The sequence below is a fragment of the Alphaproteobacteria bacterium genome (genome assembly GCA_020638555.1).
Classification (GTDB): Bacteria; Pseudomonadota; Alphaproteobacteria; order Bin95; family Bin95; genus JACKII01.
On the sequence record JACKII010000001.1, the window covers coordinates 992,315 to 1,019,292 of the forward strand.

25 protein-coding genes are annotated in these 26,978 nt (G+C 67.7%); 9 read left to right on the plus strand and 16 right to left on the minus strand.

Annotation, left to right across the window (positions count from 1 at the left end):
• Nucleotides 1-3: 3 nt before the first annotated feature.
• Entirely contained in the window at nt 4-741 is a 738-nt protein-coding gene (locus H6844_04570; protein MCB9928676.1) for an SDR family oxidoreductase, read from the minus strand.
• A gap of 85 nt (nt 742-826) precedes the next feature.
• Here H6844_04570 and H6844_04575 point away from each other — a divergent pair, with 85 nt between their 5' ends.
• Both H6844_04575 and H6844_04580 read left to right on the plus strand, forming a co-directional pair.
• Entirely contained in the window at nt 827-1,498 is a 672-nt protein-coding gene (locus tag H6844_04575) for a flavin reductase family protein (GenBank protein ID MCB9928677.1), read from the plus strand.
• A 452-nt stretch (nt 1,499-1,950) separates the two neighbouring features.
• Nucleotides 1,951-2,727 (plus strand): PhoH family protein, encoded by a 777-nt coding sequence (locus H6844_04580; GenBank protein MCB9928678.1) that lies wholly within the window; start codon nt 1,951-1,953, stop codon nt 2,725-2,727.
• 368 nt (nt 2,728-3,095) lie between these two features.
• On the opposite strand, the gene H6844_04585 is transcribed toward H6844_04580, so the two are convergent.
• Entirely contained in the window at nt 3,096-3,968 is an 873-nt protein-coding gene (locus H6844_04585) for a sulfurtransferase (protein ID MCB9928679.1), read from the minus strand.
• Between the two features lie 158 nt (nt 3,969-4,126).
• Here H6844_04585 and H6844_04590 point away from each other — a divergent pair, with 158 nt between their 5' ends.
• Entirely contained in the window at nt 4,127-4,993 is an 867-nt protein-coding gene (locus H6844_04590; GenBank protein MCB9928680.1) for a DMT family transporter, read from the plus strand.
• Nucleotides 4,986-6,314 (plus strand): NtaA/DmoA family FMN-dependent monooxygenase, encoded by a 1,329-nt coding sequence (locus tag H6844_04595; GenBank protein MCB9928681.1) that lies wholly within the window; start codon nt 4,986-4,988, stop codon nt 6,312-6,314. The genes H6844_04590 and H6844_04595 overlap by 8 nt, the downstream gene beginning before the upstream one ends.
• A gap of 19 nt (nt 6,315-6,333) precedes the next feature.
• On the opposite strand, the gene H6844_04600 is transcribed toward H6844_04595, so the two are convergent.
• Nucleotides 6,334-7,224 carry a LysR family transcriptional regulator gene (locus H6844_04600; GenBank protein ID MCB9928682.1) on the minus strand — a complete coding sequence of 297 codons (891 nt, stop codon included), beginning with the start codon at nt 7,222-7,224 and terminating at the stop codon, nt 6,334-6,336.
• A 584-nt stretch (nt 7,225-7,808) separates the two neighbouring features.
• On the opposite strand from H6844_04600, the gene H6844_04605 reads away from it, so the two are divergent.
• A complete protein-coding gene (locus H6844_04605) occupies nt 7,809-9,062 on the plus strand; it encodes a glycosyltransferase family 39 protein (protein ID MCB9928683.1) in 1,254 nt (417 codons plus the stop codon).
• A gap of 579 nt (nt 9,063-9,641) precedes the next feature.
• Here H6844_04605 and H6844_04610 read toward each other — a convergent pair.
• Nucleotides 9,642-10,517 carry a LysR family transcriptional regulator gene (locus H6844_04610; GenBank protein ID MCB9928684.1) on the minus strand — a complete coding sequence of 292 codons (876 nt, stop codon included), beginning with the start codon at nt 10,515-10,517 and terminating at the stop codon, nt 9,642-9,644.
• 401 nt (nt 10,518-10,918) lie between these two features.
• Between H6844_04610 and H6844_04615 the strand changes: the two genes are divergently transcribed.
• Complete coding sequence (locus H6844_04615; protein MCB9928685.1) at nt 10,919-12,565, plus strand: acyl-CoA synthetase; 1,647 nt, start codon at nt 10,919-10,921, stop codon at nt 12,563-12,565.
• Nucleotides 12,566-12,770: 205 nt separating this feature from the next.
• Here the strand turns inward: H6844_04615 and H6844_04620 are convergent, their stop codons facing one another.
• From H6844_04620 to H6844_04630, 3 genes are all read right to left on the minus strand, one after another.
• Nucleotides 12,771-13,358, minus strand: a complete 588-nt coding sequence (locus H6844_04620) for a histidine phosphatase family protein (GenBank protein MCB9928686.1) — start codon at nt 13,356-13,358, stop codon at nt 12,771-12,773.
• A 70-nt stretch (nt 13,359-13,428) separates the two neighbouring features.
• Complete coding sequence (locus H6844_04625; protein ID MCB9928687.1) at nt 13,429-14,493, minus strand: aromatic ring-hydroxylating dioxygenase subunit alpha; 1,065 nt, start codon at nt 14,491-14,493, stop codon at nt 13,429-13,431.
• A 7-nt stretch (nt 14,494-14,500) separates the two neighbouring features.
• Nucleotides 14,501-15,376: a folate-binding protein YgfZ gene (locus tag H6844_04630; protein MCB9928688.1), complete on the minus strand. Its 876-nt coding sequence runs from the start codon at nt 15,374-15,376 to the stop codon at nt 14,501-14,503.
• A gap of 74 nt (nt 15,377-15,450) precedes the next feature.
• On the opposite strand from H6844_04630, the gene H6844_04635 reads away from it, so the two are divergent.
• A complete protein-coding gene (locus H6844_04635) occupies nt 15,451-16,479 on the plus strand; it encodes a glycosyltransferase (protein MCB9928689.1) in 1,029 nt (342 codons plus the stop codon).
• 118 nt (nt 16,480-16,597) lie between these two features.
• Here the strand turns inward: H6844_04635 and H6844_04640 are convergent, their stop codons facing one another.
• Nucleotides 16,598-17,122 carry an acyloxyacyl hydrolase gene (locus H6844_04640; GenBank protein MCB9928690.1) on the minus strand — a complete coding sequence of 175 codons (525 nt, stop codon included), beginning with the start codon at nt 17,120-17,122 and terminating at the stop codon, nt 16,598-16,600.
• On the minus strand, nt 17,119-18,093 hold the full coding sequence (gene pip, locus H6844_04645; protein MCB9928691.1) for a prolyl aminopeptidase: 975 nt from the start codon (nt 18,091-18,093) through the stop codon (nt 17,119-17,121). The genes H6844_04640 and pip overlap by 4 nt, the downstream gene beginning before the upstream one ends.
• A gap of 154 nt (nt 18,094-18,247) precedes the next feature.
• Here pip and H6844_04650 point away from each other — a divergent pair, with 154 nt between their 5' ends.
• Together H6844_04650 and H6844_04655 are read left to right on the plus strand one after the other, a co-directional pair.
• A complete protein-coding gene (locus H6844_04650; GenBank protein MCB9928692.1) occupies nt 18,248-19,042 on the plus strand; it encodes a thermonuclease family protein in 795 nt (264 codons plus the stop codon).
• A complete protein-coding gene (locus tag H6844_04655) occupies nt 19,039-20,541 on the plus strand; it encodes a M48 family metalloprotease (protein MCB9928693.1) in 1,503 nt (500 codons plus the stop codon). The genes H6844_04650 and H6844_04655 overlap by 4 nt, the downstream gene beginning before the upstream one ends.
• A 76-nt stretch (nt 20,542-20,617) precedes the next feature.
• Here H6844_04655 and msrB read toward each other — a convergent pair whose 3' ends face one another.
• From msrB to H6844_04690, 7 genes are all read right to left on the minus strand, one after another.
• Nucleotides 20,618-21,016: a peptide-methionine (R)-S-oxide reductase MsrB gene (gene msrB, locus H6844_04660; protein ID MCB9928694.1), complete on the minus strand. Its 399-nt coding sequence runs from the start codon at nt 21,014-21,016 to the stop codon at nt 20,618-20,620.
• Nucleotides 21,013-21,903 carry a TauD/TfdA family dioxygenase gene (locus tag H6844_04665; GenBank protein MCB9928695.1) on the minus strand — a complete coding sequence of 297 codons (891 nt, stop codon included), beginning with the start codon at nt 21,901-21,903 and terminating at the stop codon, nt 21,013-21,015. The genes msrB and H6844_04665 overlap by 4 nt, the downstream gene beginning before the upstream one ends.
• Before the next feature lie 187 nt (nt 21,904-22,090).
• The gene (locus H6844_04670; protein ID MCB9928696.1) at nt 22,091-22,876 is read right to left on the minus strand and encodes an alpha/beta fold hydrolase; all 786 of its coding nucleotides are present in this window, start codon (nt 22,874-22,876) and stop codon (nt 22,091-22,093) included.
• Entirely contained in the window at nt 22,873-24,141 is a 1,269-nt protein-coding gene (locus H6844_04675; protein ID MCB9928697.1) for an LLM class flavin-dependent oxidoreductase, read from the minus strand. The genes H6844_04670 and H6844_04675 overlap by 4 nt, the downstream gene beginning before the upstream one ends.
• A 123-nt stretch (nt 24,142-24,264) precedes the next feature.
• Entirely contained in the window at nt 24,265-25,035 is a 771-nt protein-coding gene (locus H6844_04680) for a serine/threonine protein phosphatase (protein ID MCB9928698.1), read from the minus strand.
• 25 nt (nt 25,036-25,060) lie between these two features.
• Nucleotides 25,061-25,618, minus strand: coding sequence for an ActR/PrrA/RegA family redox response regulator transcription factor (locus H6844_04685; GenBank protein ID MCB9928699.1), 558 nt, complete (start codon nt 25,616-25,618; stop codon nt 25,061-25,063).
• Nucleotides 25,615-26,916, minus strand: coding sequence for an ActS/PrrB/RegB family redox-sensitive histidine kinase (locus tag H6844_04690; GenBank protein ID MCB9928700.1), 1,302 nt, complete (start codon nt 26,914-26,916; stop codon nt 25,615-25,617). The genes H6844_04685 and H6844_04690 overlap by 4 nt, the downstream gene beginning before the upstream one ends.
• Between the last annotated feature and the right edge of the window lie 62 nt (nt 26,917-26,978).

Sequence of the window (26,978 nt, forward strand, 5' to 3'; positions counted from 1 at the left end):
GCCTCAGGGCAGGCCGCCGGCGATGCGCAGATTGGCGCCGCTGGTGTAGCTGGCGGCGTCCGAGAGCAGATAGGCGACGCCCTGGGCGATTTCCTCCGGCGTGCCCGCCCGTTTCATCGGCAGGCCGGGCACGCGGCGGGCCAGTTCGTCCGGGCCCGGCATGTCGGTGGCGATCAGGCCGGGCGACACCGTGTTCACGCGGATGCCGTCGGCCACCAATTCCTGGGAAAGCCCGATGGTGAGCGAGTTCACCGCCCCCTTGGTCATGGCATAGAGCACCGAATTGTTCGGCGAGCCGCGATGGGCGGAGCCGCTGGAAATGTTGCAGATCACGCCGCCCTGGCCGCCATGCCGGGTGCTCATGCGCCGGATCGCCTGCTGGGTCGGATAGACATAGCCCTTGACGTTGACCGCCAGCATCCGGTCCACGGTTTCGCGGCGCATATCCTCGAACCGGCCGCGCTCGGTGATGACGCCGGCATTGTTGACCAGATGGGTGAGGGGGCCCAGCTCCCGGTCCACGGTCTGGAACAGGGTTTCGACCGCGTCCGGATCGGCGACGTCGGCCTTGACGGCGATGGCGGTGCCGCCGGCGTTCAGGATGTCGGCGGCGACCGTGGCGGCGGCCTCGGAATTGCCGGCATAGTTGATGGCGACGGCATAGCCCTGGCGCGCCAGCAGGCGCGCGCAGGCGGCGCCGATGCCGCGGCTGGCCCCGGTGATGAGGACGATTTTGGTCATGGGCGATGGCACCTCGATTGCGGCGGGTCGGGAAAGGCTCTAATCCTGTGAGCCAACCGCTCACAGCCGCCGGAGGCAAGCCCCCATGTCGCACTATTTCATCGAAGACCCGCGCGAGCACGGCCTGAAGTTCAATCCGTTCAAGGCCCTGATCGCGCCGCGCCCGATCGCCTGGGTCTCGACCGTCAGCGCCAAGGGGGTGGTGAATCTGGCGCCGTACAGCTTTTTCAACGCAGTGAGCGATGCCCCGCCAATGATCGTGTTCGCGCCCAACAATCCGCGACCGGGCGGCGGTGCCAAGGACACGCTCGCCAACCTGGAGCAGACCGGCGAATTCGTGGTCAATCTCTGCAATTTCGACCTGCGCGAGGCGATGAACCAGACCTCGGCCCATGTCGACCCCGACGTGGACGAGTTCGAACTGGCCGGCCTGACCAAGGCCGACTGCCATCACGTCAAGGTGCCGCGCGTGGCCGAGGCGCCGGCGGCGCTGGAATGCAAGTTCCTGTTCCGCACCCGGCTGCCCTCCTGGCACGCCAAGGTCGAGAACAATGTGGTGTTCGGCGAGGTCAAGGGCATCCACATCGCCGAGGCCATCCTGAAGGACGGGCTGGTCGACATGGCCGCCTACCAGCCGCTCGCCCGCCTGGGCTATATGGATTATTCGGTGGTGCGCGAGGTGTTCTCCATGGATCGCCCGGACGGCGACCTCGCCTCCTACGAAAGCTCGAAGCGGGCCCGCCGCGCGGCGGAATAAGGCCGCGACGCCCGACCGGACGCCCGGGGCAGCCTCCTCATTTTGGCGTCCTTGCGACGCGGCGGAGCCGCCGTGGCAATCCAGACCGGCCTCTCGCGCCCGGCCGCGCGGCTTCTCTGGATTGCCACGTGGGCAAAGCCCGCTCGCAATGACGCCAGAGGGGAAACTGCCGGCCCGGCGGCGCTCCCTCGGTCCGTCACCAAAGTTTAATGCGGTGCAGCATGGACAGGGCGCGAATCCCCTGGCCTCCTGGTCCGGACGGATATTCCACCGCTAGAGGGACGCTGATTGCCTGCGCCGCCATTGACCGCACGACCGGCCCCGCCGCGACTGCCCTTGCAGGCGCCGAATGGTGCAGCCTCCGTTTCACCCTCCGTTTCCGACGCCGCCCGGCTCCCCGCCCGGCGGCGTTTTTCGTGGGCGGTTCGCCCGATCCAGCAGGAGAAGCCTCCATGGGCAAGAAAGCGGCACGTCAGCAGGTCACGCACCTGGAAGAGGTGCGCCAGCACCAGGAATTCCTGGAAACCCGCTTTCTGGAGAATGGCGAGCGCTCGGCCGGTGGAGCGTGGGACCCGCTCGCCACCGTCGACCGGCAGCGCGACCGCCGCTATGTGCGCCATGTGCGGCCCATGTCCGACAACCAGCGCCTGTTGATGGAGGCGGTGGCCGAGCACAGCCTGACCTTCGCCATCGGCCCGGCCGGCACCGGCAAGACCTATCTCGCCATCGCCCAGGCGGTGGAGGCGCTGGAAAAGGGTGCGGTCGGCCGCATCGTGCTGACCCGCCCGGCGGTGGAGGCGGGCGAGAATCTGGGCTTCCTGCCTGGCGCGCTGGAGGACAAGCTCGACCCTTATCTGCGGCCGTTGTTCGACGCGCTCGGCGAGCGCCTGGGCGGCAAGCGGCTGCGGCAGTTGATGGGCGACGGCACTATCGAGATCGCGCCGGTCGCCTATATGCGCGGCCGCACCCTCAACAACGCCTTCATCGTCGTCGACGAGGCGCAGAACTGCACCTACCAGCAGATCAAGATGCTACTGACCCGGCTCGGCTGGCACTCGACCATGGTGGTGACAGGCGACCCGGAACAGACCGACCTGCTGCCGGAACTCTCGGGCCTGGCCGAGATCGCCGGCCGGCTGGACGCGCTGGAGCGCATCGCCGTCGTCCGCATGACCCGCGAGGACGTGGTGCGTCACCCGCTGGTGGGGGAAATGCTGGAAGTGTTATGAGGGCACTGCCAGCGCTGGTGGTCACACCGGGCGGCGTGCGCGCCCAGGGCGCAGTCATGCCTCGGACGGGACGTGAACCCGAACCCTTGAGCTTCCCCGGACGGTGCGGAGCGCCGATCCGGGGTCTCTTGGGGGTGCGCGCAGGATGACGGAGATCCCGGCCCTCGCCTTTGGCTCGGCCGGGAAAGCTGGCGGGTGGTGGGTGACGGGGCGGACGGGACCTGACCCCAAGCCCTTGAGCTTCCCCGGACGGTGCGGAGCGCCGATCCGGGGCCTCTTGAGGGTGCGCGCAGGAGGGCGGAGATCCCGGCCCTCGCCTTCGGCTCGGCCGGGAAAGCTGGCGGGTGGTGGGTGGTGGCGGCGGGGGCCTACCCCGTCTCCATCGGCTGGTCGCTTTTGGCCCATTCCTGCAGGCTGGCGTCGTAGACCCGGACATGGTCCTGGCCCAGCAGGTGCAGGACGAAGGCGTCGCCGGTCGCCGCGATGCCGCCGCCGCAATAGGTGATGACCTGGGGCTTGGCGAGCGCACCCACCGCGGCAAAGTCCTGCCGCAACGCCTCCAGCGGGCGGAAGCGGTGGTGGGCGGCCGGATCGGTCAGGCTGCGGGCGGCGACGCAGACGCTGCCGGGAATACGGCCGGGCCGGCCGTAATGGGTGCCGCCGCCGCTGTGCTGCTCTTCCGTCAGGGCGTTGACGGTCAGGATGTCGCCGGCGCCGATGGCGTCGCGGATCGCGGCCAGGTCGCAGAACAGGCCGCGGGTTTGGCCGAGCGTCAGGGATTGGGCCGCCACCGGTTGGGCCGCGCCGCGTTCCAGCGGCCGGCCCTCGGCGGTCCAGGCGTGCAGGCCGCCATCCAGCACGCCGGCCATGTCGAAGCCGTAATGGCGCAGCATCCACCAGAGCCGCGTCGCCCAGTGCGCCACGTCCGCATACAGCACCAGATGCGTGCCGTTGCCGACGCCGAGCCGCCCCAGCGCCGCCGCAAACGCCTCCGCCGGCGGCAGGGTGAAGCGCAGCGGGCTGCCGGTGTCGCTCAGGTCGCGGATCAGGTCGGCGAAGCCGGCGCCGGGGATGTGCGCGTCCTCGAACGCGGCCAAACCGGTTTCCGCCCGCATGTCGCCCCCCGGCAGCGGGTGCAGCGTCACGGTGCAGTCGAGCACGCGCACGCCGGGATGGTCGAGGTGGTCGGCCAGCCACGCGGTGGAGACCAGCGGGCCGAACCCATTCAGCGTTTCGCTCATTGCAATATCGTCCTTATGCTGGGGCCTTCTCGCCCCGTCGGCAGGACGGGCAGTCTGCCCCAACCCGCAAGGAAGGTCGATGTCGAACGACCATTGCCGGCTTCCGGATGCCACCTCCCGACGCGCGCAAGGGGCGTCCGACGCATGAGCCCCACCCCATGAATCCCACCTCAAGGGGCATCCTCTACATGATCGCCGGCACCCTGCTGCTGTCGACCCAGGATGCGATCACCAAACTGCTGACCGCCACCTATTCGCCGGGCGAGATCATGTGTCTGCGCGGCGCGGCCTCGTTCGCGGTGCTGGCGGTGCTGGTGCATCGCGAGGGCGGCTGGCGGCGGGTGAAGGCCCGGCGGCCGGGCTTGGTCTGGCTGCGGGGCGTGCTGGGGTTTCTGACCAGCCTGGTGATCGTCTCCGCCTTTCAGCGCCTGCCGCTGGCCGATGCCATGGCGGTGCTGTTCGCCGCGCCCTTGTTCGTGGCGCTGTTGCAGGGGCCGGTGCTGGGCGAGCGGGTGGGCGGCGCCCGCTGGGCCATCATCCTGGTCGGCTTTGCCGGGGTGCTGGTGATGGTGCGGCCGAACCCAGAGGGCATTGACTGGCTGATGCTCTGGCCGCTGGCGGCGGCCCTGCTCTCGGCCGTGCGCGACACCGTCACCCGCAAGCTGGCCGGCCATGACAGTTCCACCACCCTGCTGCTCTACACCCAGATCGCCGGCACGGTCGGCGGCGCGTTTTTTCTCTCCGACGCGACGCCGATCCCGGAGTGGTGGCAGGTGGCGGCGCTGTTCGCCGCCGGCAGCATGGCCGGGCTGGCCCACTACATGACCATCAGCGCCTTCCACCTGGCCGAGGGTGCGACGGTCGCACCCTTCCGCTATTTCTCGCTGCTGTGGGGCGTCGTGCTAGGCTTTGCCATCTGGGGCGACATTCCCGACGCCTTCATCGCGGCCGGCACGGTGCTGGTGATCGGTTCGGGGCTCGCCATGATGCAGTTGCAGCGACGGAACCAGCGACGCCATGCCTAAACCCGCGCAAAAGCCGTTCCATCTGGCCCAGTTCCTGGTGCACGGGCCGACCTATCACTCCATCGCCATGTGGCGCCATCCGCTGACCGACCACGCGCGCTTCGACTGGCGCCGGCCGCAGCTTTACCAGCACATCGCCCGGGTGTGCGAGCGCGGCGGCTTCGACATGGTGTTCTTCGCCGACCTCAACTACATCTCCGACACCTATACCGGCAGCATGGCGCCGGCGTTGCGCAACGCCACCCAGGCGCCGGAGCACGATCCGCTGCCGCTCTTGTCCTACATGGCGGCGGCGACCGAGACGATCGGCGTCGCCGCCACCTTCTCCACCAGCCATTCGCATCCGTTCTATGTCGCCCGCCTGTTCGCGACCCTGGACCATCTGACCGGCGGACGGGTCGGCTGGAACGTGGTGACCGGCATCAACCACAATCTCGACGACAATTACGGCGCCGAGCGCCTGCCTGCCGACCAGCGCTATGACCGCGCCCACGAGTTCATCGAGGCCTGCCGCGCGCTCTGGCAATCGTGGGACGAGGACGCCGTGGTGATGGACGCGGCCAACGCCGTTTTCGCCGATCCGGACAAGGTGCACCGGGTGAATTTCGCCGGCCGGTTTTTCCGCACGCGCGGGCCGTTGAACGTGACCCGCAGCCCGCAGGTGGGCCCGGCAATCCTCCAGGCCGGCACCAGCCCCAAGGGGCAGGACTTCGCGGCCCGCTATTCCGATGGCATTTTCGCGATCCAGCCGCGGCCGGAAGACGCCCGCGACTATCGCCGGTCGATCCGCGAGCGGGCGCGCGCGTTGGGGCGCGACCCGGACGCGTGCAAGATCCTGTTCGGTGCCCAGCCGATTGTCGGCCGCGACGAGGCGGACGCGCGGGCGAAGCAGCAGCAGCACAACGACCTGGTGCCGCTGGAAGGCGGCAAGGCCATCCTCTCCGGCCATCTGGATTTCGACCTCTCGCAACTCCCCGACGATGCCCTGCTGCTGGAGCGCCCGGAGCCGGAACTGGAACGCCACCGCACCCGCTATCGCGACCGGGACGGCCGGCCGCTGACCCTGGCCGAGGTGGCGAAGCGCCATGGCCAGAGCGTCGGCCTGCCCCAGATCGTCGGCACGGCCAAGAGCGTCGCCGACCAGATGGCCGATTTCATGGCGGAGGCAGGCGGCGACGGTTTCATGCTCTCGCCGATCCACTGCCCCGGCGCCATCGAGGAGTTTGTCGACGAGGTGGTGCCGATTCTCCGCGCCCGCGGCCTGGTGCGCACCGCCTATGCCGGGCGGACGCTCCGGGAGCATCTGACCCAGTTCGATTGAGGCCCGTGTCCCGGGCGGGTCAGGCGTCCGCGGTGCTGGCTTCGGAGAGCAGCCAGTCACGGACGATGCCGATATTGGGGGCTTCCAGTTCTGTCGCGCACTGGAACAGGGACAGCGAGTCGCATTCCGCCCGCATGTCCGGGAAGGGCTCGACCAGTTGCCCGGACGCCAGTTCCTCTTCCACCAGTTCCCGGAAGGCGATCCCCACGCCCGCCCCCGCCGCCGCGGCTTTCAGGGCGACCAGGGTATCGTCGAAATTGAGGTTGCGTTTGGCCTCGAAACCGGGCCGCCCGGCGGCGGCCAGCCAAAGCTCCCAGTCGATCGGCCGGAGCGAGGAATGGAGCAGGGTCTCGGACGCTAGGTCGTCCAGCGTTTTCAGCCGCGCCGCAATGGACGGGTGCGCAACCGGCGTCAGGTAGATTTCCACCAGTTTCCAGTGCGTGTTGTGCGCCACCAGCATTTCGTGCTTGGGGGCGCAGATCGCCAGATTGGCTTTGGTGCGAACGAAGTCATCCGTCGTCAGGCAGCGCCCCAGGCTGACATCGATGTCGGGGTGCTCGGCGATGAACCGGGTCCAGCGCGGCAACAGCCAACGGGCCCCGAAGGCCGGGTAGGTGACGATCGAGACCGGCTGCGTTTGTGTCGCCTCGTGCATGCGCCGGCTGGCCAGGCGCAGGGCCTGAAGCGGCGGTCCGACCTCGGCGAGATAGGCCGTGCCGGCCGAGGACAAGGCAATCTTGCGGTGCGCGCGCACGAACAACTCGACGCCCAGGCGTGCCTCAAGGCCTTGCACCTGCCGGCTGACGGCGCTGGATGTCAGGTGCAATTCCTCGGCCGCCAGTTTGATGCTTTGCAGTCGGGCGACTGCCTCGAAGGCCAACAGGGCCGACGCAGGGGGGAGGCGTGTCATCAATGCGATTCTTGAGTTACCGAAACGGTATCCAAAGATTGATTATATATCAATTGATATGTCAGGCAAGGCGCATAGATTGTCTACATGCAGTCTTCGCTAAGCCTTGAAATACCATAAAGAAGGCGCCACACATAAATACCATAATAAGAGTGGTCGCCTGCGAACAAAGAGAGGCTGTAGGATTGCATATGGCCACCGGATCGATAGGGCCTGGCGGTTATTGTTTCAGCACTGGGGGCTGCAAATTCTCCCAGCGGCAAGACTGGGCTCCGGTGGGCACGTGACCGCCGGAGCCGTTCGTTTTGGGCGCAACACTTGTCCGCGCGTGAGCGAAGGGCGGGCGAGGGCCTGATCCGCGGGTTTCGCCCATTGGGGCCGTGTCCGCCCCGTCTTTAGCCGCCGGCTCGCAAGCGTGCAATCCCATGCGCCCGAAACTGCCGGAGCGGGCCAGGGACAATCCTCCTTTGATACGCTTGAATCCGCTGTGTCCGGCCGTGGGAATCGCCGATGACGGTTCCTGGGCGCGCGGGCTGGCGATTGACGGTGACGAAGGCGCCGCCTAATGAATTTTCCTCGTTCATTTGATGAATATTCAGGTAAGGGCCGTGTGGCAAACTATGAAAGTCGCTTCGCGTGAAGTGTCTGGAGACCCCGACCCGGACAATCCCCAAAACCAGAAGACGTTCGGTCGCCCATTGCCGGCGTGTCACTGCGCGCCAGGCGATGGCTCCTACGCGATCGCGGGCCGAAACACGCTGCAAACCATCGATTGGAACCGTTGGCTGCCGCTGCTCTTGATTGCCGTCGGGCTGGCGCAGGCGGTGTTGCAGTCGCTGTTCTTTACGGAAATCAAGTTTGACGACGCCCAATTGATCGAGTGGGCGGCCCAGGCGCGGGCCGGCAATCTCGACCAACCGACCCTGCTGTCGAACATTGCCTGGGCCTTTTCAAAACTGGGGCTGCCGCCGGACATTTTTATCAAGATCGCGCGACAGGTGTTCGTTGTCGGTGCCATCCTGCTGTTGCAGAGGGCGCTGCGCCACTGGACGGCGGACACCGCTCTGGTCTGGATTGGCGCCCTGTCGGTCACCCTGGTCGACGACATTCGGGGCAAGGCGGTCACCGAGTTCACCCATTACACGTTCCTGATGTGCACCATGGCCGCCGCGCTGCTGATCGTCACCCTGTTGACCGAGCGCAGGTCGATTGGGCTCTACGTGCTGTTGGGATTGTCGGCGGCGCTGGTGTTCCACAGCAAATACAATGGGATGCTGCTGTTCTTCATCCTGCTGGCCGCTTGCGCCTACGACGCCACGGCCCGGAGGGTATTTCTCGACCGGCGGGCGCTGGTGTCCGCGGCGATCCTGGCGGCACTGGCCGCGCCGGCGCTGATCTGGGGATATTTGAACCCGTCGAAGGTCACGGGGACGTTCGGCAAATACCACTTCGATACCGCCGACAGGTCTCCCTTCGTCGAAGCGCTCGACGCCTATGGTTCGAGCATCACCTCGGTGATCGTTGTCGTGGCAATCGCTCTCGCCTATCGCCTGTGGCGGGACAGGGCGCTTCGGTTCGGGAGTCCCGGCGTCGACCCGGAGAAAATGCGGCTGCTCGGCCGCTATTGCCTGACATTCTTCGTTGTCTCGATCATCGCGGCCATGGCTCTGAATGTCGGCGAGGTCGGGCGCCGTTGGGTGTTTCCCGGCACGATGTTCATGGCGATTTTCGGCGGCCTGCTGGCCGGGCAGATCCTGCCGAAGGCCGCCCGACCGGTGCTGTTGGCGGCTCTCGCCGGGTATTGGCTCGCGGTCAATATCTGGTTGCTGTTGCGATAGCGCGTTTTCGGCACGGGTTGCCCGCTCTCCTGCCCCATCTCCCGCGCAAGCGGGAGCCCATGCCTGAGAGTTTCTCACAGGACACGGGATCTGTATTGGTCTCTCAGGCATGGGTCCCCGCTTCCGCGGGGACATTGTGTTTTTCAGCAGCCTGCCAGGTGTTGGCCCGGCCCATAGCGTTGCCGAAATGGCATGCGACGATTGCCGATAAATTGATTGAGTTGTCGGGAAATTGTCATAGATTGTCTACATGCAGTGACGGTTAAGTCTTCGAGTTCACATCGACCGGATGTCAATAAAAAGCGAGTGTTACAACAATGGTAACATTCGGTTGGAACTCCAGACGGGCCGGCCTGCAAATGGCTTCCAGGTAAAATTTGTCTGGTGGCCGTCCCCCCCCCCGAACCGGACGTAGCCAAACCGCCCGGTGACAATGCCTCGGCTCCGGTGGACGATCGTTCGCCGGAGCCTTTCCCTTTTTGGCCCTGCCATTGCTGCGGGCCGGTGGAAATCGCTCCAATCGTCGGTATGGCCGCGAGTCCCGCGGTGCTTGCTCCCCTCGCCGCGCCGGGAATGGCGTCAGGCCTGGCTTAACAGCCAATCCCGCATGATCGAGACCTTCTCGGACTGGGACGGGAGGGTGCGTTGGAACAGGTATAGCGGGCGGCTGTTGGCGTGGGCCTGGGCAAACGGGCGGGCGAGGCGCCCCGCTTCCATGTCGTCGGCAACCAGCGCATCGAAGGCCATGACAATGCCCAGGCCTTCGATCGCGGCCTGGATCGCCAGGTTCAGGCTTTCGAACCGCAGCGTCCGGACGGGTTTGAGATTGGATGCGCCCGCCACCTGGAGCCAGTGCTCCCAGTCGCGCGGCCGCGTCGCCGCGTTGAGCAGGGTTTCCGCGGCCAGATCGCGCGGGCGGCGCAGGCGGGCGGCCACGTCCGGGGATGCCACCGGATACGGCTGCACCTCCAGCAGACGCCAGTGGGACGTGATCGTGGTCAACATCCCGGGCTCCGGCACGCAGATCCAGAGATCGCCATCGCCATTGGTGAAATCCGCGGCCGTGGTCGCGGTCACCAGCTGGACGTCGATGTCGGGATGGCTGGAGACGAAGCGGGCCCAGCGCGGCAGCAACCAGCGAATGGCAACGGTCGGGTACGTGATCACCTTGATCGGCCGCGATTGGGCCAGGGACCGCACCTGTTGCCCGGCCGTACGCAAGATCGACAGTGCGGGGCGAATCTCGGCGAGGTAGGCCGTACCGGCCGCCGTCAGGGTCACCTTGCGGTGCGAGCGCCGAAACAGTTCCACACCCAGCCGCTCCTCCAGCGTCTGGATCTGGCGGCTGACGGCGCCGGGCGTCAGATTGAGATCGTTGGCGGCCTGTTTGACGCTTGCCGCGCGGGCAACCGCCTCGAAGGCTTCAAGCGCAGAGATTGGTGGGAGCTTTTCCATGAACCGGCATTTGGAGTGCGAAATTCTCACTCGATGAATGCACAAAAATCGGTTGAGTCGTCAAGCGAGTTGGAGAATTCTCTTTAAAGAGCAGTCCTGTACCAGCTTCGGACTATCCAAATAACGCTGCAACTAATGTTGTAGCGGTAGAACAAGACACAACACGGCGGGGTCTGGGGTACATTGGTCTGTTGGCGGCATCCGAGGGGCGGCTTCGGATGCCGCCTTTTGGTTGTGGGGTGGGGCCATCATGCCGCCGGTAATGTCATCTCGCCGCCGGCCACCACAAGGCCCATTCTGGGGGCGTTAGCGTCCGTGCGTGTGTTTCCCGGCTTGCTGACCGCTCCGGAACGGCTAAAATTCCTGGCTTGCTCTTCCCGATTTCGCGCAGAGGGCCAACCATGGCACAGCCGCTGAAAGGCGCCAATCCGTTCGAGACCGATCTCGAAAAAACCCCCGCCAACTACGAGCCGCTGACGCCGCTGTCGTTCCTGCAACGGACGGCCGGGGTTTTCCCGAACCGCACCGCGGTCATTCACGGCCCGATCCGTCGCACCTGGCGCGAGGTGCACGACCGCGCCCACCGGCTGGCCGGGGCGCTGTCGCGGCGGGGCATCGGCATGGGCGACACGGTCGCGGCCATGCTGTCGAACACGCCGGAAATGCTGGAATGCCATTTCGGCGTGCCGATGACCGGGGCGGTGTTGAACACGATGAACACAAGGCTGGACGCCGCCATTGTCGCCTTTACCCTGAACCATGGTGAGGCGAAGCTGCTGATTACCGACCGGGAATTCGCACCCGTGGTCAAGGCGGCGCTGGCCCAGCTGGGCCGCGACATCGTCGTCATCGACGTGGACGACCCGGAATACGACGGGCCCGGCGACCTCCTGGGGGAGAAAACCTACGAGGCGCTGCTGGAGGAGGGGGATCCGAACTTCCCCTACGCCCCGCCCATCGACGAATGGCAGGCGATCAGCCTGAACTATACCAGCGGCACCACCGGCAATCCGAAGGGCGTGGTCTATCATCATCGCGGCGCCTATCTGAACGCGGTGTCGAACGTGCTGTCCTGGTCGATGCCGATGCATCCGGTCTATCTCTGGACCCTGCCGATGTTCCACTGCAACGGCTGGTGTTTCCCCTGGACCATCACCCTCCAGGCGGGCACCCATGTCTGCCTGCGCCAGGTGCGGGCGGATGCGATCTACGACGCCATTGCCGACCACAAGGTCGACCATTTCTGCGGCGCGCCCATCGTGCTCAACCTGGTGGTGAACGCCGAGGCCGGCGTGAAGCGCACCTTCGAGCACACGGTCAAGATCATGACCGCCGCCGCGCCGCCGCCGCCCTCCACCCTGGAAAAGATGGAGGCGGCCGGCTTCCGCATCACCCATGCCTATGGCCTGACCGAGACCTACGGCCCCTCGGTGGTCTGTGCCTGGAACGAGGACTGGAACGGGCTGCCGGCGGCGGACCAGGCGGCGATGAAGGCGCGCCAGGGCGTGCGCTATCCGATGCTGGAAGGCCTGCAGGTGTTCGACCCGGAGACCATGCACGAGGTCACGGCCGACGGCGAGGCGCTGGGCGAGGTGATGATGCGGGGCAATGTCGTCATGAAGGGCTATCTGAAAAACCCGAGCGCCACCGCCGAAGCCTTTGCCGGCGGCTGGTTCCATTCCGGCGATCTGGGCGTGATGCACGAGGATGGCTATATCGCGCTGAAGGACCGCTCCAAGGACATCATCATCTCCGGCGGCGAAAACATTTCCTCGGTCGAGGTGGAGCAGACGCTGTATCGCCACGACGCGGTCATGGAGGCCGCGGTGGTCGCGAAGCCGGACGAGAAATGGGGCGAGACGCCCTGTGCCTTCGTCGAACTGAAGCCCGGCGTGCCGGAGCCGAGCGCGGCGGACGTCATCGCGTTCTGCCGGGCGAACATGGCGCATTTCAAGAGCCCGCGCCATGTCGTGTTCGGGCCGCTACCCAAGACATCGACGGGAAAAGTGCAGAAATTCGTGCTGCGCGAGCGTGCGAAGGAACTTTAATGCCGGCACCTGTGAACCGGTTCACAGGTGCCGGCGGGCGCCCGCCCGCATAGTGGTTGCGTCACCGGTTGGCAGTCACTGACCCATTTGTGCCGCCGGCGACGCTCTTCTCCCTCCCTGTTGGGACTAGGGCGGAGCGCTCTTCCGAGACGCTCCGCCTCTTTTTTTGGGCGGGAGGCGAAAGGGAAGGGGCTCGCCCTTCCGGTCAGTCGGTGACGAAACCGAGGGTCCAGCGGCCGCCGACGCGCTCGAATTTCAGCGGCGTCGCATTGGCGACCGAGCCCTCCGGCAATTCCGTATTCAGGCCGGCGGCGATCACGCGCAGATTTCCGCCATGGGCGACGATGGCCGGTATGCCGCCCGCCTCGCAGATCTCGCGCACGCCGCGGCGGGTGCGGGCGATGAAGGTTTCCATGCTCTCGCCGCCCGGCGGGTGATAGGCCCAGTCCAGATCGTGGTTCGGCTGGCCCATGGTATTGCCAAAGCGGCGCTCGACAATGTCGAGGCAGACGGAGAGATGCGTGTGCGTTGCCCGCGCCACGGCCTGGCCGGTCTGGAAGGCGCGCATGAACACGCTGGCGACGGTGCGGTCCACGGGCTCGTTCCGCATCAACTGGCCGGCCCGCCACGCCTGGGCCATGCCGGCGGTGTTGAGCGGCGCGGTTGGGAATTGCACGATGCCGCCGGCATTGCCGGCCGTCTCGCCATGGCGGACGAAGTAGAACAGGTCGAGCGGCAGGTCCAACGGTTCGCGGCCCGCCGCCTCCATCATCAGGTCGAGATTGATGGACATCGATCGGTTTTCCTCGGTTGTTCCGTCTGGTTGTTACGGGCCGGCGCCCCCGGGGGCGGGGCCACGCGCCCTAGCTTTGCCATCGCAGCACGCGGGCGTCGACCGGGTTTTTGAAGGGGCGGCCGTCCGCGCGCGCCTGCTGCCATTCGCGCTTCAGCCGATAATACCACTTGGCCTGCACGTCGGCGTCATTGATCAGCATCAGGTCGGGCGCATCGTGCAGCCCTTCCGCCTGCATCGCGACCACGTCGCGGTCCTGGCCGAGAAAGGTGCGCGCGAAATAGGGCAGCACCGGCCTGACCAGGTTCAGCACCGGCCAGGTCCAATAGATGGCGTGGTGCACCACGGTGTGATCGTCGTCGACCGGGGTGACCGCGGTCAGGCCGACAAAGTGCTGGGCCGGCTTGCCGGGCCGGTCCATCTGCACGTGCTCGATGCGCACCCCCGGCAGGCGGAAGGCGATCTCGGTCGAGACCTCGCCGCGCAGGATCTTGTAGGCGGCCGAGTTGGCGGACGGCTTGTGCCGCACCATGGTGAAGCCGAGCGGCGAGGGCGCGAACGCCTTCTGCTTGGCGTGGATCGACTTCGGCGCCCGCCACCACCAGGCGCGATGCACGAAGGGGCCGTGCGCCGGGTCCATCAGGCCGATGACGGCGTGGTCGATGCCGCAGGGAAACACCATGCTTTCCACATGGCGCGGGCGCGCGTCCGCCGGCAGCGCCGGCAGCGCCGGCGGCTCCGGCGCTTCCGCGTTGGCGGTGGGGCCGGCATCCGGGCGGGCGCCCAGATAGACCCAGATCAGGCCGTGTTGCTCGCGCACCGGATAGGCGCGCACGCGGATGCGCTCGGTCTCGAACGCCTGCTCCGGCACCAGGCTCGGGATGGCGGTGCAGCGGCCGTCGCCGGCGAAGCGCCAGCCGTGATAGGGGCATTCGATGGTGCCGTCCTCGGCCAGCCGGCCCTTCGACAGCGGCACGCCGCGGTGCGGGCAGAGGTCGCGCAGGGCATAGGCTTGGCCGGTGGCGGCGTCGCGGCCGAACACGATCGGGTGATCGGCGAGCCGGACATGCACCAGCCGCCCGCGGGCGAGGCGTTGCGACGGCAGCGCCATGTACCAAAGGTCGGTGAGCGCCATGGACTGTCTATTCCGCCGCCGCTTCGGAAGGGGGCGTGAGGCGCCACCAGGCCGGCCGCGCGGCGGTCAGCAGCGCCGCGCCGCAGGTGAGCGGCTCTGGCTTGTCCAGCGCCTCCAGCTTCAGCAGGGCGAGGCCGACGCCGTCGCCATGGCCGCGCAGGTCGCCGACATCGCAGCCGTCCTGCATCACCTTGCCGTCGTCGGCCGGCGCGCCGCCGGTCAGCGCGACCGGGATCAGTCGCCGCCGCACCAGACCGCGGTATTTCGTGCGGGCCGTGACCTCCTGGCCGACATAGCAGCCTTTCTGCCAGTCGATGCCGTTCAACTCGTCGAAGCCGCTTTCCAGCAGGAAGGATTGTTCCACGCGCAGGTCGTCCGGCGCGGCCGGAACGCCCAGAGAGCGGCGCAGCCGCTCATAGGCCGCGGGAGAGGATTCGGTCAGGCCGGCCGGCGGAGCGGCGGCGTCCGCCGGCACCCGAATGCGCAGGCCAAGCTCTGCCAGCCGGGGGTCGGCGGCGATCGCGGCGTCGGCGCCCCAGCCAGCGGCGGCGGTCGCGGCGTCCTCGCCCCAGACCAGGGCGATGCGCCAGGCCTCGGTCTCGTCGGCCAGGTCCACCTTGGAGCGCAGCCGGTAGCGTTTCAGCCGTTGCAGCAGGTCGCCACGGCGCGCGGCCTCGCACTCCAGCCGGAAGGTCTCGCCGCTGCGCGTGACGAAGAAATCGTGGAGATACTTGCCTTGCGGCGTTAAAAGGGCGGCGTAGACGGCCCTGTCGGGGCCGGCCTTGCTCACATCGTTGGAAACTAGGCCTTGCAGAAACGCCTCCGCCTCCGCGCCGCCGACGCGCAGCACGCCGCGGTTCTCTGCCCAGATCCATTCTGCCATCGGTTCCTCCTTCGGGACGATTCCCCCGAATATAGGGACAATACCGGCAAAGGCCAGCGAGCGAGGCATCGCGCATGCGACTGATGCAGGTGATGGCGGGCGGGCCGCACGGCGGGGCGGAGGGGTTTTTCGAACGCCTCGCCCTGGCGCTGCGCGCGCCGGATATCGAGCAGATGCTGGCCTTCCGCCGCGATGCCGGCCGCGCCGCGCGCATGCGGGCCGCGGGGCTGGCGGTGTCGGAATACCGCTTTGGCGGTCGGCTCGACGTCCTCACGCCGCGGCGCCTGCGGGCGCTGGCGCGGCGCTTCGACCCGGACGTGACCCTGTCCTGGATGAGCCGCGGCAGCCGCATGGCCCCGGCCGCGCCCGGCGTGCTGGCGGGCCGTCTGGACGGCTATTACAAGCTCAAGAATTTCCGCCACTGTCATCATCTGATCGCCATCACGCCGGGGATTCGGGACTATGCGGTCCAGGCCGGCTGGTCCGCCGACCGGGTGCATCTGATCCCGAATTTCGTCGCCGCACCGGAGACCTGCCCGCCGGAGTCGCGCGCCGCGCATGCGACGCCGGAGGAGGCGCCGCTATTGCTCGCCCTCGGCCGGTTGCATCCGGTCAAGGGCTATGACGTGCTGCTGCACGCGCTGGCCCGCCTGCCGCGGGCCGTCCTGTGGATTGCGGGCGAGGGCGCGGAAGGTCCGAAGCTGAAGGCGCTGGCGCAGTCGCTGGACGTGGCGGACCGGGTGCGCTGGCTCGGCTGGCGCCAGGACGTGGCGCCGCTGTTCGGGGCCGCCGACCTTTGCGTCAGTTCCTCGCGATTCGAGTCGTTCGGGCATGTGATCGTCGAGGCCTGGGCGCACGGCCGGGCGATTGTCTCGACCGACGTGGTCGGCCCGGCCGGGACCATCACGCCCGGCGAGAACGGCCTGCTGGTGCCCAAGGATTCGGCCGATGCGCTGGCGACTGCCGTGCAAACATTGATCGACGACCCGCAACGGGCCGCCGCTCTGGCCGCTGCCGGGCAGGAGACCTTTCTCGCCCGCTATAGCGAGCCGGTGGTGGTGGAGGCCTACCGCGACCTGTTCCAGGCGATTGCCGGGGTTTAGAACTGGGCAGGGCGCCGAGAGCGGTTTCGGTCCTGGTTGACCCACCCTTCCGCCCCATCTCCCGCTGCCGCGAGGACAGGGAGACTGGGCGGGTGAGCCCGCTGGAAAAGACTCCGCTCTAAAACAGCTTGTCCAGCGGCACCGAGTAGCTGACGGTGGCGATCTCGGTGCCGGGATTGCGGTCGTCGAGCCCGGCGTTCGAGAGGTGATGGAAGGCCACGCCGATCTGCGATTCGTTCGGCAGGGTGAACACCAGTTCCAGCCCGGAGCGGAACTCGACGACGCTGCCCAAATCCCGGTCGTCGCCCTGGCCGTAGGCGCCGATGGCGGTGTTGCCCCGAATCAGCACCCAGTCGGTTAGCGGCAGGTCGATGCCGACGCCGGCATAGCCGTAGACGGCGCCGCGATGGCTGACGAAGCCGCCCACATGCGGATAGAATTTCCAGAGCAGCGGCCTGGCGCGGTATTCGATGCCGCCGACCACGCTCGCCTTGTCCTCGACCAAATTGGCGACACCCAGGTTGATGCCGACATAATCCTTGCCGCCCGCGGCCTCCTGGGCGTTTGCGGCGGGGGCAAGCCCGGCGCCGAGCGTGAAAGCCATGGCGCCCGCCGCCAGGGTCGTGAGGGAATTGCGCATCATGGCTTCTCCGGCATTAGGGTTCGTGCGAAGCGGTCGGTCGCACGCACCAGAGCGGCGCGAACACCGGGCTCCAAGGCCGAATGGCCTGCATCCTCAATCATTTCCAGCGTAGCACCGGGCCAGCCGTGAACCAAGCGTTGTGCTGTGGCGGGGGGGCAGATCACGTCGTAGCGGCCCTGCACGACATGGCAGGGCAGGTGGGCGATTCGGCCCAGGTCGCGGAACAACTGGTCCGGCTCCAGGAAGCAGGCATGGCGGAAATAGTGCGCTTCCATCCGCGCCACCGCCAGCGCGAAGCGGTCGGAGCCGAGGCGCATGTCGCGGCCGCGGGCCCGGAGCGCCGCGCAACTGCTCTCGTAGGTGGCCCAGGCCTGCGCCGCGGCCAGGTGCACCTCCGGCTCCGGATGCATCAGCCGGTCGTGGTAGGCGGACAGCAGGTCGTGGCGCTCGCCGGGCGGAATCGGCCGGTGAAACGCCTGGCCGGCTTCCGGGAAGAACTGCGCCATGCCGGTCATGAACCAGTCGATTTCCGGCTGGGTCCCCGCAAACACGCCGCGCAGCACGAAGCCCAGGCAGGCCTCCGGATGGGCCTGGCCATAGGCGAGGCCGAGCGTGCTGCCCCACGATCCGCCGAAGATCAGCCAGCGCTCCACAGCGCGGGCGCGGCGCAACCGCTCCAGGTCGGCGATCAGGTGCGCCGTGGTGTTCGCCTCGGTGCAGGCGGCGGGCGAGGAGCGGCCGGCGCCGCGCTGATCCAGCAGGATCACGCGCCAGACTTTCGGGTCGAAGAACCGGCGATAGGCGCTCATGCAGCCGGCGCCGGGGCCGCCGTGCAGGAAGACCACCGGGATGCCATCCGGATTGCCGCATTCGCTCCAGTAGAGCGTGTGGCCGTCGCCGACATCGAGCCAGCCCTCCGCGTGGGGCTCGATCGGCGGATAGAGCTCGCGCCGGGTGGCGCCGGAGGGCATCAGGTCAAAGCTCAAAACGGGCACCCTGTCATGGCGAAACGGGCCGCGGCCGGTCGGGTTGGCCGTGCGTCATCAAAGCGGGTATAAGGGCGCTATGCAATGGCATTGCCTTTCGCTATCGCGCCGCCATGCGCTCCGGACCCTGTCCGGCTGGATGCTGGGCGGAAGCGCCATCGGCAGTGGCCGCGCATGGGCCGGTTCGCCGGTCGCGACCCTGCCGCCATGGCAATCCGCTCCGGAAATCGGCACGGCGCGGGTGGCCGCCGTGTCCGGTGGCGACAGGTTGATGCTCGACGATGGCCGCACGCTGGTGCTGGCGGGGCTGCGGGCGCCCCGAGACGCCGAGGGCGAGCGGCCGGCCGAGCCGGGATTCGCGGCCGCGCGGGAGCATCTGGCCGGGCTGGTGCAGGGGCGGACGCTGCGCCTGTTCGCCCCTGCGGACGGTCGCGACCGGCTGGGCCGCACCGTCGCCCATGCGCTGGTGGCAGGCCCGCGGCAGCAGTGGTTGCAGGCGGTGATGCTGCGGGACGGATTCGCCCGCGTCTATGCTCCGGCTCGGACAAGGCCGGCCATTGCGCGGGCGCTGCTGGCGGAGGAAGCCGCCGCGCGCGCGGCGGGGCGCGGCCTGTGGCGTCTGCCGGATTTTGCCATTCGCGATGCGGCCACGCCCGAACGCATCGGTCCCGGCTTCGCGCTGGTCGACGGGCGGGTGTTGGCAATCGGCGAGACCGCGCATACCCTGTTCCTGAATTTCGGACCCGACCGGCGCACCGATTTTTCCGCTCTGGTCGAGCGGCGGGACCGCGACGGCTTCGCCCAAGGCCTGCGCGGGCTTCGCGCCCTGGAAGGGCGGCGCGTCCGCGTGCGGGGAATGGTGTTCCGCTATGGCGGGCCGGCCATTCGGGTGCGGAGCGACCGGGCCATCGAACTGTTGGAGGAGCAGCCATGACACGACCGAAAACCGGTGCCCGCTGGCGCCTGCTGGCCCTGGCGGGTGCGCTGGTGGCCCTGCCCTGGTTGCAGGGCTGCACGACCAACCCGGCAACCGGTCGCGACAACCTGACCTTCGTCAGCCAGGACGAGGAGCGCCGGCTGGGGGCCGAGGCCCATCCGAAAATCCTGCAACAGTTCGGCGGCCCGTACGACGACCCGAAATTGCAGGCCTATGTCAACGGCATCGGCCAGTTGCTGGCGTCATCGTCGGAACTGCCGAAGGAGAAATGGACGTTCACGGTCCTGGACAGCGATATCATCAACGCCTTCGCACTGCCCGGCGGCTATATCTATATCTCGCGTGGGCTGGTCGCGCTGGCCGACGACGAGGCGCAACTGGCCAGCGTCATCGGCCACGAGATCGGTCACGACACCGCCCGCCATTTCGCCAACCGCCAGACCCAGGCCATCGGGGCGCAGATCGGTGTCGCGGTGCTGAGCGTGCTCACCGCCGCCACCGTCGGCGGCGACGCCGCCGGCATGGTCGGCCAGCTGGGCGGCACGGCGGCGCAGGGCTATCTGGCCAGTTATAGCCGGGGGCAGGAGTTGGAGTCGGATTCGCTCGGCATTCGCTATATGGCCCGCACCGGCTATGACACGGCGGCCTCCGCGGAATTCCTGGGCAAGCTGGAGACGTCGAAAGCCCTGCTGGCCAGGCTGAAGGACGAGGCGCCGCGCGGCTATAGCTATCTGGACACCCACCCGCCGAGTGCGGAACGGGTGCGCGAGGCCACGGCCCAGATCCACCGTCCGCCGCCGCCGGGGGCGGGTCGCGACCGCAATCTGTTCCTGCAAAAGCTGGACGGCATGATCTATGGCGACAGCCCGGCCCAGGGCTTCCGCAAGGGGCGGGTGTTCGCCCACCCCCGCCTGCGGCTGCGCTTCGAGGTGCCCGAAGGCTTCTATCTGCTCAACTTCCCGGACAAGGTGGTGGGCGATGGCCCCGACGACGCCTATGTGATTTTCGACCACGACGCGAAGCGCTGGTCCGGCGACATGCCGTCCTACCTGACCCGGCAATGGGGGGCGAAGGTGCGCTTGCGCGACGTGGAGGCCATTCGCGTCAACGGCCGTTCGGCCGCGACCGGCTGGACCCGCGGCACCTCGAACGGGCGACAGGTCGATCTGCGGCTGGTGGCGGTGCGCTGGAACGATGGCCAGATCTATCGCTTCCGTTTCCTGGCGCCGACCCAGGTGATGGCCCGCTACAACCGCGGCTTCCGCGAGACCACTTACAGCCTGCGCTCGCTGAGTGCGGCGGAGGCGGCGCGATTGAAGCCGGACCGGATCCGCATTCACACGGTGCGCAGAGGCGAGACGTTCGAGGGCCTGGCGCGCCAGACCCCGTTCACACGGCTGGCGGCGGAGCATTTGCGGGTGCTGAACGGTTACGCACCCGGCCAGCAGCCGCAGGCGGGCGTGCGGATCAAACTGGTGGTGCCGGGGCGGCGATAGGGGCGGCGATAGGGCCGGAGGGCGCGGATGGAGGTCCCGGCTCAAGGCCGGGATACAATCCCGCCTCCGCCTCGCGTCACTCGTCCGGTTTCAGGTCCAGGGCGACGGAGTTCATGCAATAGCGCTCGCCGGTGGGCGGCGGGCCGTCGGGGAAGACGTGGCCCAGATGCGCGTCGCACTTGCTGCACAGCACCTCGACCCGGACCATGCCATAGCTGGTGTCCTTGTGCAGCGTCACCCGGTCGGGGCTGATCGGCTGCCAGTAGGACGGCCAGCCGGAGCCGCTCTCGTACTTGGTGTCGGAGTGGAACAACTCCTGGCCGCAGCAGGCGCAGGCATAGACGCCCTTGCGCTTTTCGTCGTTGTACTTGCCCGACCAGGGGCGCTCGGTGCCGTGCTTGCGGGTGACGGCATAGACGTCGGCGGGCAGGGCTTCGCGCCACTCGGCGTCGGTCTTGGTGAGTTTGTCGCTCATGCGGGGACGGTCTCCGGCTGGCGGGTTGGCGGCACAATGTGTTGTGCGGGAGATAGCTTCACGGTCGTGCGTTTCAAGAGCCGCGGCACTGCCGGGTCGAGCACGCCGCGGCGGTGCAGGGTAAAGCCGTTGTCCCACATCACCAGATCGCCCATGCGCCAGTCGTGGCGGTAGACGAAGGGCGGCTGGGTGGCGTGCTCGGTCAGGGCGCGGATCAGGGCCAGTGCTTCGGCATCGGCCATGCCTTCGATGCCGGGCATGGTGCCGGGGTCGAGATAGAGCGCACCCCAACCCTGGGTCGGGTGACGGTTCACCAGCGGGTGCTGCACGTCCGGCGACTTCGCCCGCGCCCTGGCCGAGGCGTCCGGGCTTTCGTCATAGGCGGCGGCGCGGTGGGCGTAGCTGAACACGCCCCAGGCGCGGTCGGCCAGAGCCTTCAGCGCGGGCGGCAGGGTGGCGTAGGCAAGGCGGAGATTGGCGAACTCGGTCGCGCCCTGGTCCGCCGGGATTTCAACGCCGTAGAGAAACGAGCCGGTGGCGGGGTCCGCCTGGTAGGACTGGTCCGAATGCCAGGTGATCTCGCCGGCGCCGAGGCCGCCAATGGCGGTGCCGTTGCGGTCCAGCAGGTTGGAAATATAGATCACCGCCTGTTGTTTCTTGCTGGCCCAGTCCTCGCGCACGATCCGGTCCGGCTCGCCGAAGGCCTCGGAAAAGCGGACCAGCGCGTCTTCCTCCAGCAACTGGCCGCGGAAGACGAGGACGCCGTGCTCCGACCAGGCCTGGCGCAGCGCCTGGCGGTCGGCTTCGGCGAGCGGCGCGGCGCAGTTCAGGCCGTGCACCTCGCGGGCGAAACTGTCGGCGATGGGGCGGAGTTCGAAGGTCGTCATGGTGGCGGTGTCCTCCCGTTGGGCGTCATCGCGAGGCGCGGACTTGGGTCGGGCGAAGCGATCCGGGCCGGCGCTTCATCCGGGTTCGAGGCATTTTGGGTTGCCCCATACTGGATTGCCCCGCACTGGATTGCCACGTCGCTTCGCTCCTCGCAATGACGCCCAAGGGGGAGGGACGGCAACCGGCTTAGCCGGCCGCGAATGCCGCGACGGCCGCCGCCACCGCCTCCGGCGCGTCCAGTTCCGCCATATGGCCGGCGCCGGCCAGGGTCTGGACGGTCACCGGTCCGGCAAGGCCGGCCTTCAGCGTCTCGGCATAGGCGGGGGGCTGCACCTTGTCCTTCTCGCCCCATAGCACCAGCGTCGGCGCCTGGATGCGGCCCAGGCGCTTCTCCACATGGGTCGCGCTGTTCGGCCAGAGATAGCGGGCCGAGGCCTCGCGCGCGCGGGTCATCTCGATCGGCCATTCGATCTGGTCGGCATTGCCGGGGCGCTCGATCAGGGCGGTGTAGGCGCCGGCGGTCTCGCACATCAGGCCGTCGACCTCGTCGCCGCGCTGGCCCCAGGGGTCGGTCGGCGGGTTGGCGTCGTCGAACAGGCCGAACGGGGCCAGCAGCACCAGCCGGCCGACGCTCTCCGGCCAGATCGCCGCCACCTCCAGCGCCAGCGCGCCGCCGACGGAGGCACCCATCAGCGTCGCGCCGCGGCAGCCGGCGGCGTCGACCAGGTCGTGGGCGGCCAGCGCCCATTCGAACAGCGAGTCCAGTTCCAGATGCCCGCGGCCGCCGCCGGGGAAGCCCGGCAGCGAAATCGCCGCCACCTCGCACCGGGCGGCGAGCGCGTCCAGCATCGGGATCCATTTCGGCAGGCCGGCAAAGCCCGCGAAATAGGCGACCTTCGGCCCGCTGCCCTTGCGCCAGACCCGCGCTTCGAGGCCGTGGGCGGCGATTGTTTCCTCGCGATAATCCATCATTCCGCTGCCATCGTGTTCGGGGCTCCCACCTTGGCACGCTCCTTGTCCGGCAGCGGGGTTGGCCACCAGCGGTCCTCCCACTCGTCGTCGAACAGGTCGCGGATTTGCGGCATCACCTTTTCCGCGAACAGCCGGGTGTTGTACTGGGTCAATTGCTTGGACATGTTGCCGAACTGAAGCAGCAGCATCAGATGGCCCACATGCAGCTCCTTCGCGACCTCGCGCAGGCGCTCGGCCACCTGGTCCGCCGTGCCGACGATGACATAGCCGTTGTCGAGAATGGCATCGTATTCGCGCGCGTTCTTGTTGGCGCGCAGGGCGGCGCGGTTCTCGGAGATGGCGCGGCCGACCTGGCTCTGAATGCCGGCGCGCAGCGTGCCCTCGGTGGTGTAGCCGGGTGGGTTGCCGAAGCGGGCGTCCACATGCAGGCAGCGGCCATAAAAATACTCGGCGGCTTCCTTGTAGAGGTCATAGGCCTCTTTCTCGGTCTCGCCGACGCCGACGAATTGCAGGAAGCCGGCGCGGTAAGGGTTCCGGTCTTTGCCGAGCCGCTCCATCTCCTTCCAGAAGCCCTGCATGGTCTGGAGGCCGGCCTTGTAGCCGTAATAGGACAGGTAGCAGTAGACATAGTCCATCTCGGCACACCAGTGCCAGGTCTCGACCGAGCCGCCGCCCGGCACCCACACGGGCGGGTGCGGCCGCTGGACCGGGCGCGGCCAGATATTGACATAGCGCTGCTGGTTGAAGCGGCCGTTGAAGGCGAAGGTGTCCTTCTCGGTCCAGGCCTTGACGATCAGGTCGTGCGCTTCCTGATAGCGCTGGCGCAGCTGGCTGGGGTTCTGGCCATAGGCAAAGCAGGTGTCCATGGGCGAGCCGACCGGGAAGCCGGCGATCAGCCGGCCGCCGGAAATGCAGTCCAGCATCGCGAACTCTTCGGCGACGCGGGTCGGCGGGTTGTAGAGGGCGATGGAATTGCCCATGACGCAGAGCTTGGTGTCCGTCGTCCGCCGGGCCAGCGCCGAGGCGATCAGGTTCGGCGACGGCATCAGGCCGTAGCCGTTCGAATGGTGCTCGTTCACGCAGATCGCGTCGAAGCCCATGTCGGCGGCGTATTCCAACTCATCCATGAAGTCGTTGTACATGTGATGGGCGCGTTCGGGCTGGAACAGCGAGGAATGAATGTCGACCCAGACGGAGGGATGGTTGTCGCGGAAATCGTCCGGCAACTCCGTATAGGGCATCAGGTGGAACCACATCAGCTTCATCGGGCAGGCTCCTCTGGGCGAAGCGGCGGCGGCGGGCCGCGGCTGGGCACGCCGGTCGCCAGCATTGTACGGGGATTGGTCTTTGGTGCAATGCCCGGCGACCGGCGCGCGCCGGCCAATCCCTCAGAAGCCGCCCACCTGGGCATAGAGAAAGCGCCGCTTGGCGCCTTCCAGCACCAGGGCCGTCAGCCGGTTGGACATGAAGGCGCCGGTGTCCACGCCGATGCGGTTCTTGTACTCTTCCGGTGTGTGGGTGGGGGTGTGGCCGTGCACCACCACCTTGCCGAAATCGGCATCGGAATAGAGGAATTCCTCGCGGATCCAGAGCAGGTCCGCGGGCTCCTGTTCGGCCAGCGGCACATCGGGGCGCACGCCGGCATGGGCAAAGAAATAGTCGCCTTCCTCGTGGCAGTAGGCGAGCCCCTGCAGGAAGGTCCGGTGATGGGCTGGCAGCACGCGGTCGAGCGCATCGCGCAGGCCCTGCAATTCCTGGCGCCGGGACTCCTTCGCGACGTCGCCGACGCCATAGCTGGCCAGCGTCGCGCGGCCGCCATTCATTAGCCAGGCATGGCCCTGGCCGGGATCGTCGAGAAAATCCAGCAGCCAGCGGTCGTGATTGCCCGCCAGATGCACGCTCTCGCACCCGGGGAGGGGCCGGGTGGAGAGATGCTCGATCACGCCGCGGGAATCGGGGCCGCGGTCGATATAGTCGCCCAGATAGACAACCACCCGACGGGAGGCCTTGCGCCGGGCCATGTCATCGGCGATTTCCCGCTCCAGCTTTTGCAGCAGGTCGAGGCAGCCGTGCACGTCGCCGATGGCATAGACCACGGCATCGTCCGGCACCCGCGGTGCGTCCGGCTGCTCCTTGCGCCGGAACAGAGCGAACACCATCGCCCGGCTCCCCGTGCCGGCGGCGCTATTCGCGCGGCGCGTGCTTGGCCAGGATGCGTTGCAGCGTGCGGCGGTGCATGCGCAGCCGGCGCGCCGTTTCCGACACGTTGCGCTCGCACTGTTCGTACACCCGCTGGATGTGCTCCCAGCGCACGCGGTCGGCCGACATCGGGTTTTCCGGCGGCGGCGGCGGCCCTTCGCCGGTTTGCAGCAGCGCCGCCTCGATGGCGTCGGCGTCGGCGGGCTTCGGCATGTAGTCGATGGCGCCGGCCTTCACCGCCGCGACGGCGGTCGCAATATTGCCATAACCGGTCAGGATGATGGCGCGGATGTCCGGGCGGTGTTCGCGCAGCGTCGCGACCACGTCCAGACCGCTGCCGTCGCCCAGGCGCAGGTCGACCACGGCGTAGGCGGGCTTGCTGCGGGCGGCCGCAACGCCGGCCGCAGCGCTTTCGGCAATCTGAACCTCGAAACCGCGCCGCTCCATCGCGCGGGCCAGCCGCCGCAGGAACGGCGGATCGTCGTCGACGATCAGCAGCGAGCGCTCCTTCAGTTCGGCAACGGCCGGAGACATGTCGTTCATATCTGGTCCTCCTGTTCTAGGCGGTGGCGCGGCCAGGTCACCACCACCTCCGCGCCACCGTCGACGCGATTGTCAAATTCGACCCGTGCACCCGTTCGTTCCAACAAGGTCTGTGCGATGAACACGCCCAGGCCCATATGGCCGTCCGCGTCGCGCCGGGTCGAGACATAAGGCTCTCCCAGGCGGCTCAGAACACTGGGTGCAAAGCCGGGTCCGTCGTCCTGCACCGTAATGCGACAGGTCTCAGAATCCCAGTAAATCGTTACCAACACTTCCGATTCTGCGAATTGGCGTGCGTTGGAAATAAAGTTTCCGATGCCATGCACAATTTCCGGACGCCGCATCACCCGTGGCTCCGCAGCGGGTGATTCGGTGTCTGCCTCGCGAACGATTCGCACCGACGCCCCGGCCATGCCCCGGCTCTCCGACACGGCTTCGACCAGCAGGCTGATCGGCCCCTTGTAAAACGCCTCGCCGGTATCGCCGCGGGGCCGCGCCGAAAGCTCGGCCAGGATATCACGGCACCGCTCGGCTTGCGAGAGCAGGAGTTCGGCATCCTCCGCCCACTCGCCGTCCTTCGGCAGGTCGCGCACCAGCTCCTTCGCCACCACGGAAATCGTCGCAAGCGGTGTGCCCAGTTCGTGGGCGGCCGCGGCGGCGATGGCACCGACCGCGGACACCTGATGCTCGCGCGCCAGCGCTGCCTGGGCTTCCGCCAGCGCATCCTGCATCCGTCGCTGCTCGCGGGCGACGCGGTAGACATAGCCTGCGGTGAAGCCGATGGCCAGGATCATCGCGATCCAGAGCGCGAACACGAACACCGGGTCCGGCTGGGCCATCGGGTGCGGCGTCGGCAGCGGCAGGTGGCGGAAGGCCAGCAGCGTCACGGAGCCGATGGCCAGCAGCGACAGGATCACGGTGCTGGCCGAGGACAGCACCGTCGCCGAGACGACAATGGGCGCCAGGATCAGCACCAGAAACGGGTTCAGGATGCCGCCGGTCAGATAGAGCAGAACCCCCAATTGCAGAATGTCGAAGCCCAGATAGAGCGTCGCGTCGCGGTCGCCGATATGCGGCCGGGCCCAGTGGCGCAGCAGCACGAACAGGTTCAGCGCCGCCGAGGCGATCACCGCGGCAATGGCCGGGACAATGGGGAAGACATAGCCGAGGCCGTAATAGACGATCAGCAGCGTGACGCCCTGGCCGGCCACACCGACCCAGCGAATGGCCACCAGCGTGTGCGAGCGGACGCGAATTTGCGGGGCACCACGGGCCAAGGGGCGGTTCCATTTCCATATTGCAACCGCCCGAGCAGCATGCAGGCTGTGGGACGGTGTTTCGATTCTTTCTATCTATCGGG

What these genes read in the sequence shown, in the direction of transcription:
- H6844_04570 (MCB9928676.1), bottom strand. Translation starts at nt 741, where the DNA reads ATGACCAAAATCGTCCTCATCACCGGGGCCAGCCGCGGCATCGGCGCC.
- H6844_04575 (MCB9928677.1), top strand. Translation starts at nt 827, where the DNA reads ATGTCGCACTATTTCATCGAAGACCCGCGCGAGCACGGCCTGAAGTTC.
- H6844_04580 (MCB9928678.1), top strand. Translation starts at nt 1,951, where the DNA reads ATGGGCAAGAAAGCGGCACGTCAGCAGGTCACGCACCTGGAAGAGGTG.
- H6844_04585 (MCB9928679.1), bottom strand. Translation starts at nt 3,968, where the DNA reads ATGAGCGAAACGCTGAATGGGTTCGGCCCGCTGGTCTCCACCGCGTGG.
- H6844_04590 (MCB9928680.1), top strand. Translation starts at nt 4,127, where the DNA reads ATGAATCCCACCTCAAGGGGCATCCTCTACATGATCGCCGGCACCCTG.
- H6844_04595 (MCB9928681.1), top strand. Translation starts at nt 4,986, where the DNA reads ATGCCTAAACCCGCGCAAAAGCCGTTCCATCTGGCCCAGTTCCTGGTG.
- H6844_04600 (MCB9928682.1), bottom strand. Translation starts at nt 7,224, where the DNA reads ATGACACGCCTCCCCCCTGCGTCGGCCCTGTTGGCCTTCGAGGCAGTC.
- H6844_04610 (MCB9928684.1), bottom strand. Translation starts at nt 10,517, where the DNA reads ATGGAAAAGCTCCCACCAATCTCTGCGCTTGAAGCCTTCGAGGCGGTT.
- H6844_04615 (MCB9928685.1), top strand. Translation starts at nt 10,919, where the DNA reads ATGGCACAGCCGCTGAAAGGCGCCAATCCGTTCGAGACCGATCTCGAA.
- H6844_04620 (MCB9928686.1), bottom strand. Translation starts at nt 13,358, where the DNA reads ATGTCCATCAATCTCGACCTGATGATGGAGGCGGCGGGCCGCGAACCG.
- H6844_04625 (MCB9928687.1), bottom strand. Translation starts at nt 14,493, where the DNA reads ATGGCGCTCACCGACCTTTGGTACATGGCGCTGCCGTCGCAACGCCTC.
- H6844_04630 (MCB9928688.1), bottom strand. Translation starts at nt 15,376, where the DNA reads ATGGCAGAATGGATCTGGGCAGAGAACCGCGGCGTGCTGCGCGTCGGC.
- H6844_04635 (MCB9928689.1), top strand. Translation starts at nt 15,451, where the DNA reads ATGCGACTGATGCAGGTGATGGCGGGCGGGCCGCACGGCGGGGCGGAG.
- H6844_04640 (MCB9928690.1), bottom strand. Translation starts at nt 17,122, where the DNA reads ATGATGCGCAATTCCCTCACGACCCTGGCGGCGGGCGCCATGGCTTTC.
- pip (MCB9928691.1), bottom strand. Translation starts at nt 18,093, where the DNA reads ATGCCCTCCGGCGCCACCCGGCGCGAGCTCTATCCGCCGATCGAGCCC.
- H6844_04650 (MCB9928692.1), top strand. Translation starts at nt 18,248, where the DNA reads ATGCTGGGCGGAAGCGCCATCGGCAGTGGCCGCGCATGGGCCGGTTCG.
- H6844_04655 (MCB9928693.1), top strand. Translation starts at nt 19,039, where the DNA reads ATGACACGACCGAAAACCGGTGCCCGCTGGCGCCTGCTGGCCCTGGCG.
- msrB (MCB9928694.1), bottom strand. Translation starts at nt 21,016, where the DNA reads ATGAGCGACAAACTCACCAAGACCGACGCCGAGTGGCGCGAAGCCCTG.
- H6844_04665 (MCB9928695.1), bottom strand. Translation starts at nt 21,903, where the DNA reads ATGACGACCTTCGAACTCCGCCCCATCGCCGACAGTTTCGCCCGCGAG.
- H6844_04670 (MCB9928696.1), bottom strand. Translation starts at nt 22,876, where the DNA reads ATGATGGATTATCGCGAGGAAACAATCGCCGCCCACGGCCTCGAAGCG.
- H6844_04675 (MCB9928697.1), bottom strand. Translation starts at nt 24,141, where the DNA reads ATGAAGCTGATGTGGTTCCACCTGATGCCCTATACGGAGTTGCCGGAC.
- H6844_04680 (MCB9928698.1), bottom strand. Translation starts at nt 25,035, where the DNA reads ATGGTGTTCGCTCTGTTCCGGCGCAAGGAGCAGCCGGACGCACCGCGG.
- H6844_04685 (MCB9928699.1), bottom strand. Translation starts at nt 25,618, where the DNA reads ATGAACGACATGTCTCCGGCCGTTGCCGAACTGAAGGAGCGCTCGCTG.